The organism is Clostridium novyi NT, assembly GCF_000014125.1.
Lineage (GTDB): Bacteria > Bacillota > Clostridia > Clostridiales > Clostridiaceae > Clostridium_H > Clostridium_H novyi.
This window is the reverse complement of record NC_008593.1, coordinates 1,571,827-1,584,560: the sequence shown is the minus strand read 5'-3', so window position 1 is coordinate 1,584,560 and position 12,734 is coordinate 1,571,827. Positions and strand designations below refer to the sequence as shown.

Genomic DNA, 12,734 nt, shown 5'->3' with positions numbered 1-12,734 from the left:
ACAATTTAAAATAAAAGTATTTATATTTATGATATACCTATGATTATTAAGATATACTACATATTATATAGTGGAAATTTTTTATATAAATATGTAATGTTATTTATAATAACTACATTAGTAATTATTAGATCACTAGTAGTGTAATAATATATGTTTTAAAATAAAGTTTTGAAATCACATAAGAGGAATGATATACTAATAATGTAAAATTAAACCAAGAGCTTAATTAAAATATCTTATGGAGGAATGTGAATATGAAAAAGGTTAAGGTTTTTGTTGCAACTATGCTTATAGCTTCAAATCTTGGAGGGGTAGCTTTCGCACAAGATGTTATTTATACTGACAGTGGATTAGTTGGAGCTAAAATTGAAATGAAACATGATATTAATACTATTAAAAGAGAATTAAAGAAAGAAATAAAAGGAGATAAATATCAAATAAAAAGATATTTAAAAGGACAAAAGCACCAATTAAAAACAGGATTAAAAGAATTAAAGTATGCACTAAAGTATGGAATATAAAAATAATAAAAATAGTTAAGAAAAATAGCAAACTTATAGATTTTATGATGAAATCTATAAGTTTGTTATTTTTTTGACTTTTTAAGGAAAGAATAGTTAGAAAATTTACAAAATTTATAAAAAATATTGGTTGTATATATTATGAAATTATGAATTAAAGCGAAAAGTTCAATATTGAATGATAATAATTCAAGTTGAATTTATGAAATTCAATTGAATTATTTGCTCCAATAATAGTCAATCGGATTTGATTTAAATTTTATTGAAACTGTATTAAAATATTTTTAGAAACACAGTTAAATATTTCACACGGGCATTGTGTGAAATTAATATTAAAAATAGTAGTTTGTTAAATCACAAACATAACATAACCAATGACAAGGCTGTGTGTAAAATTTAAATTTAATATCTGCGCAGAATTTTTTTAAACATATTTAAAAAGACAAAAAACAAAGTCGAAAATGGTTAAAGGGGGAAGAACATGAAAAAGGTTAAAGTACTTACAGCAGATGAAGCTGTTAAGATTGTTAAAGATGGGGATACATTAACTACAAGCGGATTTGTTAGTAGTTGTTGTCCAGAAGCACTTAACAAAGCAATTGAAAAAAGATTCTTAGAAACTGGTTCTCCTAAAAATTTAACACTTATGTATGGATCATCTCAAGGTAACAGAGATGGTAGTGGTGCTGATCACTATGCACATAAGGGACTACTTAAGAGAATAATAGCAGGACATTTAAACACTGCACCTAAAGTTGGAGCAATGTGCATGAATAATGAAATAGAAGGTTATAACTTACCACAAGGTGCGTTACTTCACTTATTCAGAGATATTGCTGCACACAGAATTGGTACTATAACTCACGTAGGATTAGATACATTTGTAGATCCTAGAAATGGTGGAGGAAAAATCAACGAAATAACTAAAGAAGATTTAGTTGAAGTTGTTAATATAGCAGGACAAGAAAGACTTTTATATAAAGCATTCCCTATAAACGTTGGATTTATAAGAGGAACTTATGCAGATGAATATGGTAACATAACATTTGAAAAAGAAATCACTCCATTAGAAGGAACAGCTACAGCTCAAGCAGTTAAAAACAGTGGTGGTAAAGTTATTGTACAAGTTGAAAAAGTAGTTAAGGGTGGAACTTTAGATCCTAGACTTGTAAAAATACCAGGAATTTATGTTGATGCTGTTGTAGTTGCAAGACCAGAAGATCATGAACAAAGCTTTGGACAAGAATACGAACCAGGAGTTTCTGGTGAAGTAAGAGTTCCAGTAGATAGCTTAGCACCAATTCCATTAAGCGCTAAAAAGATAATTGGAAGAAGAGCAGCTATGGAATTAGAAAAAGATACAGTTGTAAACTTAGGAATAGGTGCACCTGAATATGTAGCACAAGTTGCTGGAGAAGAAGGCATTGAAAACTATATGACTTTAACTGTTGAATCTGGTCCAATAGGTGGTATCCCACAAGGAGGAACTAGATTTGGATCAAGCTTAAATCCAGATTGTCTTATCGATCAACCATACCAATTTGATTTCTATGATGGTGGCGGTCTTGATTTAGCATTCTTAGGACTAGCTCAATGTGATGAAGTTGGTAACATAAATGTTAGTAGATTTGGCCCTAAAATTGCAGGTTGTGGCGGATTTATTAATATAACACAAAACTCTAAAAAAGTATTTTTCTGTGGAACATTTACAGCTGGCGGATTAAAAACAAAAGTTGAAGATGGGAAACTAATAATAGAACAAGAAGGTAAGAGTCACAAGTTCTTAAAACAAGTAGAACAAGTTACTTTTAGTGGAAAATATGCTAATAGAACAGGTCAAATAGTAAGATACATTACAGAAAGAGCTGTATTTGAATTAAAAGAAGATGGAGTACATTTAATAGAAATCGCTCCAGGAATTGATCTTCAAACACAAGTTCTTGACTTAATGGACTTTGTACCTAAGATGGATGAAGTTAAGCTTATGGATTTAAGAATTTTCAGAGATGAAAAAATGAATCTAAAAGAAGACTAATAGATAATTAGATTTATAACATACTAATTATAAATAAAAATATAAATAAAAAATATTATGTATATATTTAGGAGGAAAAAGTTATGAAACCTATGAGATTACACCATGTTGGAATAATACTTCCTACATTAGAAGCAGCACACAGATTCTTAGAAAAATTTGGATTAGAAGTAGATTACCAAGGATTTGTTGATGCATATCATGCAGATTTAATATTCACAAAATACAACGAAAACGAAAGTCCACTTGAATTAATTATTCCTAAAGAAGGAGTTCTTACTGAATTCAATAACGGAAAAGGTGGAATTGCTCACATCGCTTTCGAAGTAGAAGATGTTGAAGCTGTTCGTAAAGAATATGAAAGCAAAGGCATGAAAATGTTAGAAGGTAAAGCAGTACCAGGAACAAGTGATATTATAGTTAACTTCTTAAGACCTAAATATGGAGAAGGAATACTAGTTGAATTTGTTGAAACTGTTGCACCAATCCAAAGATAATAAATTTTTAAAACAAAAAGGAGATTAAGCTATGTTTACAATGGGAATTGATATTGGATCTGCATCTTCAAAAGTAGTAATACTTAAAGATGGGAGCGATATTATTGCTGCAGAAGTCATTCAAGTTGGAACTGGGTCTTCAGGACCTAAGCGTGCACTAGAAGCAGCTCTTTCAAAATCAGGACTTAAGATGGAAGATATGGACAAGATAGTGGCAACTGGTTATGGAAGATTTGCTATAGAAGAAGCAGACAAACAAATCAGTGAAATAAGCTGCCACGCTAAAGGAATATTCTTTTTAGTACCTACAGCTAGAACAATCATTGATATTGGAGGCCAAGATGCCAAGGCTATAAAACTTGACAAAAATGGTGGTGTTAAACAGTTCTTTATGAATGATAAATGCGCCGCTGGAACAGGCCGTTTCCTTGATGTAATGTCTAGAGTACTTGAAGTTGAATTAGGCGATATGGCAGAATATGATAGCCGTGCAACAGAACCAGCAAGCATAAGCAGTACTTGTACAGTTTTTGCTGAATCTGAAGTAATATCTCAGCTTTCAAAGGGAGTTGCTAAAGAAAACATTATAGCTGGTGTTCATCAATCAGTTGCTAGTAAAGCATGTGGTCTTGCATATAGATGTGGACTTGAAGAAGATGTTGTAATGTGCGGTGGTGTTGCTCAAAACGCAGGTGTTGTAAGAGCAATAGAAAAAGAACTTAAAAAGCCAGTAATAGTTGCGCCAACTCCACAAGTAACAGGTGCAATTGGTGCAGCATTATTTGCTTACGAAGAAGCTATTAAAGCTAACAAATAAAAGGAAAGAGGGATAAATATGACTGATATGCAAAATATGAGTGCAAAAGAATTATTAGGGTACTATCAGCAAAAATTAGATGAAGAAGCAAGACAAGCAAAAAAAGAAGGGAAGCTTGTTTGTTGGTCAGCATCTGTTGCTCCACCAGAATTCTGTGTAGCTATGGATATCGCTATGGTATATCCAGAAACTCACGCAGCTGGTATAGGTGCTAGAAAAGGTTCATTAGATATGTTAGAAGTTGCAGATAGAAAAGGATATTCAACAGATATCTGTTCTTATGCAAGAGTAAACCTTGGATATATGGAACTTTTAAAAGAAAAAGCTTTAACTGGAAAAACTCCAGAAGCATTAGCTAATTCACCAGCAGCTGACGTTCCACTACCAGACCTTATAATTACATGTAACAACATTTGTAATACATTATTAAAATGGTATGAAAACTTAGCAGTTGAATTAAATATCCCATGTATTGTAATTGACGTTCCATTCAACCACACAATGCCAATTCCACAATACGCAAAAGATTATATAGCAGAACAATTTAAAGATGCTATAGCTACATTAGAAGAAGTATGCGGAAGAAAATTCGATTACGATAAATTCTTAGAAGTACAAAAACAAACTCAACGTTCAGTTGCTCAATGGAACAGACTTGCAGCATTATCATCACACAAGCCATCTCCATTAAACTGTTTCGATCTTTTCAACTTCATGGCTCTTATAGTATGTGCTAGAAGCAGAGACTATGCTGAAATCACATTCAAGAAGTTTGCAGATGAACTTGAAGAAAACTTAAAGAACGGAATCTATGCTTTCAAAGGTGCTGAAAAGAAACGTATCACTTGGGAAGGTATAGCAGTATGGCCTTATCTTGGACATACATTTAAATCATTAAAATCTCTAGGATCAATAATGACAGGTTCTGCATACCCAGGTCTTTGGAACCTTACTTATACACCAGGAGATATGAGCTCAATGGCAGAAGCTTATACTAGAATCTATATAAACACTTGCCTAGACAACAAAGTAAAAGTTCTTAGCGACATAGTTGAAGGTGGAAAATGTGATGGTATTGCATACCACTTAAACAGAAGCTGTAAACTTATGAGTTTCTTAAACGTAGAAACAGCTGAAAAATTACAAGAACAAAACGGATTACCTTATGTAAGCTTCGATGGAGACCAAACTGATCCACGTAACTTTGCTCCTGCACAATTCGATACTCGTGTGCAAGCATTAGCTGAAATGATGGAACAACAAGGTGAGGAGGAAAATTCAAATGAGTAGAGTTGAAACTATTATAAATGAATTATCACTAATAGCTAGCAATCCAAGAAAAGCTATGGAAGATTATAAAAAAGAAACTGGAAAAGGTGCTGTAGGTATAATGCCTGTATACGCTCCAGAAGAATTAGTACACGCTGCTGGATTCTTACCAATGGGAATTTGGGGTGGACAAAAAAGCATATCTAAAGCTCGTACTTACTTACCTCCATTTGCTTGTTCAATCATGCAATCTGTTATGGAAATGCAACTTGAAGGAGTATACGATGATTTAGAAGCAGTAATTTTCTCAGTTCCATGTGACACATTAAAATGTCTTAGCCAAAAATGGAAGGGAAAATCTCCTGTAATAGTATTTACACACCCACAAAACAGAAAATTAGAAGCAGCAAACAAATTCTTAGTTGAAGAATTCAAACTTGTTCGTGAAAAATTAGAAAAAATTCTTAACGTTAAAATAACTGACGAAGCTATAAACAACAGTATAGAAGTTTATAACGAAAACCGTAAAGTTATGCGTGAATTCTCTGATATAGCTGGACAATACTCAAAAACTATAAGTGCTGCAGCTCGTCACGCAGTTATAAAAGCTAGATTCTTCATGGAAAAATCTAAGCACACAGCAATGGTAAGAGAATTAATAAATGAACTTAAAGCTATGCCAGCTGAAGAATGTGGAAAGAAAGTTGTGTTAACTGGTATCATGGCAGAACCAAACGAAGTATTAGATATCTTAACTGAAAATGGATTCACTGTAGTTGCTGATGATTTAGCACAAGAATCTAGACAATTCAGATTAGATGTTCCAGCAGGAACTGATCCATTATACAGACTTGCTGAATGGTGGCAACAATTTGACGGATGTGCTCTTGCAACAAACGTTAAAAAACCAAGAGGTCAAATGTTAATGGATATGGTTAAAAAATATGATGCAGATGCAGTTATAGTTTGCATGATGAAATTCTGTGATCCAGAAGAATTCGATTATCCAATATACTACTCTCAATTCGAAGAAGCTGGAATTAAGAGCTTATATATAGAAATAGACCAAGAATCAACATCTTTTGAACAAATCAAGACAAGAGTTCAAAGTTTTGGTGAAATGCTATAAATTTATATTAATTATATTATATTAAATATAGAATTCCACAAAGCTAGTATAAAGCTTTGTGGAATTTTGTTTTTTTGTGGAATATTTGAATTAACAAAATATAATTGATATAATATAGAAATATGGTTGTTATTGTATGAAAAGCTTTTTTACGTTTATAGACATAGAAAGATTAAAAATAAAGGCGGAGGTGTTTTATGAAAATAGATCAAAAATATGGTTCCGTATTGAAAAAATTGCTATGTTTCACAGACACTAAGTTTATGGTATTATCAAAAGCTTTAGGATATGATATATCTTACATAAGTAAGTGGTGTAATAATATAAAGATACCAACTACTAAGAATATTGAAATTATTAATGAAAAAGCATCTGTAATTTTTGCTGAAGAAATAGTCAAAAAAGATAAAATTAATGAGTTTTATGAAACTTTTAATATTTCTGAGTATATGGGTGTTAACGATTTAAATGCAACGGATGTTTTAGAAGATCAAATATATAGGCTACTAGATAATGCGTATAAAATTACAGAAAGTAATTCCTATGAAAAACTTGAAAAGAGAGAAAGAGATACAAAAGTTATAGTTGGAAAAAATGAATCAACAAATTTTATCAAGGATATAATTCAAAAAACTATTGAAGAATCAACAGAAGACATAGAATTTATATCAACACTTGATATTTGTAAGTCCACTTCAAATATTAATCTTGATATAATAGAAGAATTTAAATGTAAAGATATAAGAATTACTGCAAAAGTAGGATTTGATATGGATGAGTTTGAAAGAAACCCTAATTTCTACCTTTGGAGAATATACATTATTTTAAACAAAAGATGGAATGTAGAATTTAATTTTTTTGATAATAAAGAAATAAATAAATTAAACATAATATCCATAAGAAATAAATTCGCTATTATATGTTCACTTGATGTAGATGGTCTTATAGAAGTTGCAACAGTGATTACAGAAAGGGATATTGTAAATAGAATATATGATAAAACTGTAGTCAAATTTAGAATGGGAGATATATTAATTAGATCAGCTGAAACTTCTGGCATGGAACAAGGTGGATATAGAACAGATTTTTATTCAAACAATGAATTTCAGTTTTTATCTACTAATGGATTTGAATTTTTATTACCATCAGAAGTTATTTCAGACATTATTAACACTGCTTATCATAAAGGATTTGATGATGAGACAGCTTTCTTAATTCGTAAATTGCAAATCACTTGGGAAGAAAGATTTGAAAAGAGCAAGATTAATTTTATGATACTAAAATCTACCTTAATGAAATATATTGAAGATGGAGAAATATTTTATACTTACGTTAGATATAATTTATCTACTGAACAAAGAAAAAATCATGCTCGAAATATAGTTGAATCTATGAAAAAAAATAATAATATTAGAATAATAATATTAGATGATGAAATGCTTAATTATGATTTGGGATTTTTCAAAATCTCAGCTTATGTAAATAGTAAAAAAGTATTTTTTAAGAAGAACTTAAAATGTATACCTGATTATACACCTTTATTTTATACAATAGCCAATGAAAAACTTGTTAGATACATAAATCAATACTTTACACATATAAGAAATAAAGATTTTTGTGTAGAATATGATGTAAAAGCAGTTGAAGAGTTTTTGGATAAATATGGAAAAATGTTTTTTAGAATGATTGAAGCAAGAAATTATGAAAATAAAATATAGTTTTAAAGTACTACTTTATTTTGTAAAAACCCTCTAAGGAAAAATTCTTAGAGGGTTTTTAATATAATTATAGATTTTATGGTTAAATTAGAGTTGATAAAAGAAATGTTGTCTTTTATAATAATAGTAAGCAATAATTGTTATTCATTAATAGAAATTATTTTTAAAATTCATTAATACTAAAAATAGGAAAGAGGACAAATTTTAAATATGGATATTAAAGTTAGAAAGCGAAATGGAGAATATGAAAAGTTATGCGTAGAAAAAACTAAAAAAATGGTAAGTCTTGCTTGTGAAGGATTAGACGGATGTGATCCTTTAGAACTTGAAATAGATTCTAGAATTCAATTTAGAAATGGGATGAGCACAAAAGAAATTCAAAAGATATTAATACAAACAGCAATCGAAAAAGTTATATACATAGATAAAAATAATTATGATAATAGTCCATCTAAAAAAACTAATATAAACTGGCAATACGTTGCAGCAAGACTTCTGGCATTTGATTTATATAAGGAAGCAAAAATAAACAGAAATTATAGTCATTTTGGGTATGGAGACTTTTTATCACTTGTTAAGAAGTTAGTGAATATGGGATTGTACGGTAAGTATCTAATTGAAAACTATTCAGATGAAGAAATAAAAGAACTTTCAGAGTATATAGAACCTAAAAGAGACGAGCTTTTTAATTATGAGGGATTAAAATTATTAAATGATAGATATTTAATAAAAGGATTTAATGGAGAAATATTAGAACTTCCTCAAGAGCGATTTATGGTTATAGCAATGCATCTTGCAATACCAGAAGGGAAAAATAGAGTTTACTTTGCAAAGAAGTTTTATGATTTAATGAGTAAACTAAAAATGACTGTAGCTACACCTACTCTTGGAAATGCAGGAACACCTTTTTATCAACTAAGTAGTTGCTTTATATCTGTAGTTGGAGACAATCTTTGGTCTATATATGACGTTAATCAAAAATTTGCTCAAGTTTCTAAACATGGAGGAGCTCTTGGAATATATATGGGAAAGATTAGAGCATTAAATAGTGAAATAAGGGGTCACAAGAATGCATCAGGTGGAGTTATACCATGGATAAAACTTTACAATGATACTGCAGTTGCTGTAGATCAGCTTGGAAAACGTAAAGGGGGAGCTTCTATAACTCTTGATATATGGCACAAGGATATATATGACTTTTTAGATCTTAAAACTAATAATGGAGATGATAGAAGAAAGGCACATGATATATTTACATCTGTAAGTATACCTGACATATTTATGAAAAGACTTTTAAATAGAGAAAATTGGTCACTATTTGATCCATACACGATACAAAAATTAATGGGATATAAGCTTGAAGATTACTTTGATGATGAAGAGAATAAGGAATTTACAAAGAGATACTTAGAGTGTGAGGCAAATGAGAATTTACCAAGAGATACTGTTTCCTGTCTTGATGTAATGAAAAAAATAATGAAAAGTGCAGTAGAAACAGGAGCACCATTTATATTTTTTAGGGATACAGTAAATAGAGCTAATCCTAATAAACATAAAGGAATGATTTATTCATCTAACTTATGTCATGAGATAGCTCAAAATATGAGTGAAAGTGAACTTATTAGTGAAGAAGTAACTGATAAAAATGGATTTAATGAAGTAGTAAGTAGAATTAAATCAGGAGATATGGTAACTTGTAATCTTAATTCTATTAATCTTAGTAAGGTAAGTAGAGACGAACTTAAAGAATCTATTCCATTACAAATAAGAATGCTTGATAATGTTATTTCATTAAATAGATTGCCAGTTAAAGAATCGGCTATAACTAGTGATAAGTATAGAGCTATAGGACTTGGCACCAGTGGATATCATCAATATCTTGCTAGCAATAAAATCAAGTGGGAAAGTGAAGAACATATAAAAGAAGTGGATTCCTTATTTGAAGATATAGCATATGAAGCTATAAAGGCATCTATGGAACTTGCTAAAGAAAAAGGGGCTTATGCTGAATTTGAAGGTTCGGAGTGGCAAAGTGGCAAATATTTTGAAAGAAGGGGCTATAATTCTGAAAGATGGAATAAGTTAAGAGAGGATATAGCTAAATACGGTATTAGAAATGGATATATAATGGCCGTTGCGCCAACAGGAAGTACTTCTAATATTGCTAATACTACAGCAGGAATAGATCCTGTATTTAAAAAATTCTTTATAGAAGAGAAAAAGGGAAGTTTTACTCCTAAAACTGCTCCAGATTTAAATAATGAGAACTTTTGGTACTATAAAGAAGCACATACAATTAATCAAGAGTGGTCCATTAAAGCCTGTGCAGTGAGACAAAAACATATTGACCAATCTCAATCATTTAATTTATATATTACTCCAGAGGTAAAGGCTAAGGACATATTAAATATGTATACAGAATCCTGGAGACAAGGAATTAAGACTATATATTATGTAAGAAATAAATCAATAGAAATGGATGAATGTTCAAGTTGCTCAAGTTAGGAAAGGGGAAATACTATGTTAAAAAAAATGATATTTAATGAAAATGGAAATCGTGGAACAGAATCAATGATAAATGGTAATACAACTAATTTAAGAGAATGGAATAGAATAAAATATAATTGGGCTAATGAATTATATAGAACCATGTTAAATAACTTTTGGATACCAGAGGAAATATCCTTAAATGAAGATGTTAAACAGTTTCCTTATTTAACTGATGGAGAAAGAAATGCTTTTGATAAAATAATTTCATTTTTAAATTTTTTAGATTCAGTTCAAAGCGAAAATTTACCTAATATATCTAGATATATTACAGCCCCTGAAGTATCTTCTCTTTTGAATGTTCAAACATTTCAAGAAGAAATACATGCTCAGAGTTACTCTTATATATTAGACACTGTTACAAATCCTATAACAAGAGATAAAATTTATGATCAGTGGAGAGAAGATAAGAATCTTTTAGAAAGAAATAAATTTATAGCTGGAATATATCAAAGCTTTAACGAAAATCCAACTACTGAAAATTTTCTAAGAACAATAATGGCCAATTACATATTGGAGGGAATATATTTTTATTCAGGATTTAGCTTTTTTTATACTCTAGCTAGACAAGGGAAAATGACAGCCACAAGTACAATATTTAAATATATAAATAGGGATGAAATAACTCATTTGATTTTATTTCAAAATATAATAAAAGAACTTAAAAATGAAAATCCAGATATATTTACGGAAAGTATTATGGAAGAATTTCGTATGATGATGAAAATGGGAGTAGAACACGAAATAAAGTGGGGACAGTATGTTACTAACAATGAGATACTTGGAATTAATGACAATCTTATAGAAAAATATATTAAGTATCTTTCAAATCTTAGATTAAATGCCATTGGACTTGAGGTTCTTTATCCAGAAATAACAGAGCATCCAATGGAATGGATTGAGAATTTTTCAAAACTTAATAATACTAAAACTGATTTTTTCGAAGCTAAAGTTACAAATTATACTAAAGCAGCAGCCTTTGATTTTGATGATTTAGTATAAAATAAATAGCATGATTCAAATGAAATTTGTTTCATGCTATTTTATTTAAATCAGTGTTAAGGTTCTAAAACAAAAGCTTTTGCAAAATAACGACTTGAATAATCAAATGAAGTTGGATTAAATTCTGCTTTAGTAAAGTTTGCGATATAATTTTTAGTAGCATCATTAAAAAATGATATCTTATCTTTGAGTGGTTGAGCGGCATCTATTTCATATTGCTCAATAAATTGATATGTGGCAATTCTTTGGGTTCGTGGTTGAGGTTTAAATTCTACTGTATCTGTTGTAGTTATTTGTTGTGTGATTGACACGCTTGTATTAAAAGATGTTGAAAGCTGTGTTGAAAGTTCCGCAGAAATTTTCCCTATACTTTCTAAACCAATTTCTAAACCAACTCTTGATCCTATAGATAAACCTAAAGATGTACTCTCTGTTTTAGTAATGCCACTAGTAATTGTAATGGATTTAGTAGCACTTGAACCAGGATCTATATTGCTAAATTCCGTAAGTAGATTCCAATAACTATTATTTAATATCTTACTACCATTAGCAGAAGGATCGTTTTTATCTAATAAAAGTGTAAACAATAGATCTCCTTTTTTGAATGGTCCATTCCAGATGATAGTATCTTTAAATTCATTATTTTTATCTAGAAATCCTATACGTCCTGGAATTGTAGGCAAAGTAAATTTTTCATTGCCATCTCTTGTAGCGTAGAAAAATATAGGAATATAGTCTATTAAATTTCCTTTAGCGTTACCTACTGGAACTTTGGTAGGAAATCCAGTATAAAACCAGTTTGGATCTATTTTAGGAAATACAGGTGCTATAACAGTGCCAGATTGAAAATTTGCATTTGCTCCTTGTTTAAGTAGTTGAGTAGTTTTAAATCCACCACTTGTATTTAGTAAAAGTTCGGTGCCTCCAGAATCTGTTCTATACATAGATTTAATACTATAAACATTATAATTAGGAAGAGTGTTTTCTAAAATAGTTAAATTACGAATATCAGAAATTGAATCAATATTTAATGAAATAGGAATCCAAGAATTATTAAACCAATGGTAGCAATAAAGATATTTTCCTAAAATTTCTGTAGGTTTAACCATAAGTGTTAATCCATTAAATAATGTAATATAAAAAGTATTCATGGCATCTCCTTAAAAAAAGTATTTAATATATATTATTTCAATGTG

At 30.0% G+C, this 12,734-nt stretch carries 10 protein-coding genes; 9 read left to right on the top strand and 1 reads right to left on the bottom strand.

The window, feature by feature from the left end:
• The first annotated feature begins 257 nt into the window (after nt 1–257).
• The 9 genes from NT01CX_RS07390 (at nt 258) to NT01CX_RS07350 (ending at nt 11,538) form a co-directional block, all read left to right on the top strand.
• On the top strand, nt 258–524 hold the full coding sequence (locus NT01CX_RS07390) for a hypothetical protein (RefSeq protein WP_011722440.1): 267 nt from the start codon (nt 258–260) through the stop codon (nt 522–524).
• Between the two features lie 481 nt (nt 525–1,005).
• A complete protein-coding gene (locus NT01CX_RS07385; protein ID WP_011722439.1) occupies nt 1,006–2,559 on the top strand; it encodes an acyl CoA:acetate/3-ketoacid CoA transferase in 1,554 nt (517 codons plus the stop codon).
• A gap of 83 nt (nt 2,560–2,642) precedes the next feature.
• Nucleotides 2,643–3,056 (top strand): VOC family protein, encoded by a 414-nt coding sequence (locus NT01CX_RS07380; protein ID WP_011722438.1) that lies wholly within the window; start codon nt 2,643–2,645, stop codon nt 3,054–3,056.
• A gap of 31 nt (nt 3,057–3,087) precedes the next feature.
• Nucleotides 3,088–3,873, top strand: coding sequence for an acyl-CoA dehydratase activase (locus tag NT01CX_RS07375; RefSeq protein WP_011722437.1), 786 nt, complete (start codon nt 3,088–3,090; stop codon nt 3,871–3,873).
• Nucleotides 3,874–3,891: 18 nt separating this feature from the next.
• Entirely contained in the window at nt 3,892–5,163 is a 1,272-nt protein-coding gene (locus NT01CX_RS07370; RefSeq protein ID WP_011722436.1) for a 2-hydroxyacyl-CoA dehydratase subunit D, read from the top strand.
• The gene (locus tag NT01CX_RS07365; protein WP_011722435.1) at nt 5,156–6,271 is read left to right on the top strand and encodes a 2-hydroxyacyl-CoA dehydratase subunit D; all 1,116 of its coding nucleotides are present in this window, start codon (nt 5,156–5,158) and stop codon (nt 6,269–6,271) included. The genes NT01CX_RS07370 and NT01CX_RS07365 overlap by 8 nt, the downstream gene beginning before the upstream one ends.
• Before the next feature lie 197 nt (nt 6,272–6,468).
• Nucleotides 6,469–7,989, top strand: coding sequence for a hypothetical protein (locus NT01CX_RS07360; RefSeq protein WP_011722434.1), 1,521 nt, complete (start codon nt 6,469–6,471; stop codon nt 7,987–7,989).
• Nucleotides 7,990–8,199: 210 nt separating this feature from the next.
• The gene (locus NT01CX_RS07355) at nt 8,200–10,494 is read left to right on the top strand and encodes a ribonucleoside-diphosphate reductase subunit alpha (RefSeq protein ID WP_011722433.1); all 2,295 of its coding nucleotides are present in this window, start codon (nt 8,200–8,202) and stop codon (nt 10,492–10,494) included.
• A gap of 15 nt (nt 10,495–10,509) precedes the next feature.
• Nucleotides 10,510–11,538 carry a ribonucleotide-diphosphate reductase subunit beta gene (locus NT01CX_RS07350; RefSeq protein WP_011722432.1) on the top strand — a complete coding sequence of 343 codons (1,029 nt, stop codon included), beginning with the start codon at nt 10,510–10,512 and terminating at the stop codon, nt 11,536–11,538.
• Nucleotides 11,539–11,594: 56 nt separating this feature from the next.
• Here NT01CX_RS07350 and NT01CX_RS07345 read toward each other — a convergent pair whose 3' ends face one another.
• Nucleotides 11,595–12,689, bottom strand: a complete 1,095-nt coding sequence (locus NT01CX_RS07345; RefSeq protein WP_011722430.1) for a hypothetical protein — start codon at nt 12,687–12,689, stop codon at nt 11,595–11,597.
• Nucleotides 12,690–12,734 lie beyond the last annotated feature (45 nt).

Coding starts and splice junctions, on each gene's coding strand:
- NT01CX_RS07390 (WP_011722440.1), top strand. CDS start 258: ATGAAAAAGGTTAAGGTTTTTGTTGCAACTATGCTTATAGCTTCAAAT.
- NT01CX_RS07385 (WP_011722439.1), top strand. CDS start 1,006: ATGAAAAAGGTTAAAGTACTTACAGCAGATGAAGCTGTTAAGATTGTT.
- NT01CX_RS07380 (WP_011722438.1), top strand. CDS start 2,643: ATGAAACCTATGAGATTACACCATGTTGGAATAATACTTCCTACATTA.
- NT01CX_RS07375 (WP_011722437.1), top strand. CDS start 3,088: ATGTTTACAATGGGAATTGATATTGGATCTGCATCTTCAAAAGTAGTA.
- NT01CX_RS07370 (WP_011722436.1), top strand. CDS start 3,892: ATGACTGATATGCAAAATATGAGTGCAAAAGAATTATTAGGGTACTAT.
- NT01CX_RS07365 (WP_011722435.1), top strand. CDS start 5,156: ATGAGTAGAGTTGAAACTATTATAAATGAATTATCACTAATAGCTAGC.
- NT01CX_RS07360 (WP_011722434.1), top strand. CDS start 6,469: ATGAAAATAGATCAAAAATATGGTTCCGTATTGAAAAAATTGCTATGT.
- NT01CX_RS07355 (WP_011722433.1), top strand. CDS start 8,200: ATGGATATTAAAGTTAGAAAGCGAAATGGAGAATATGAAAAGTTATGC.
- NT01CX_RS07350 (WP_011722432.1), top strand. CDS start 10,510: ATGTTAAAAAAAATGATATTTAATGAAAATGGAAATCGTGGAACAGAA.
- NT01CX_RS07345 (WP_011722430.1), bottom strand. CDS start 12,689: ATGAATACTTTTTATATTACATTATTTAATGGATTAACACTTATGGTT.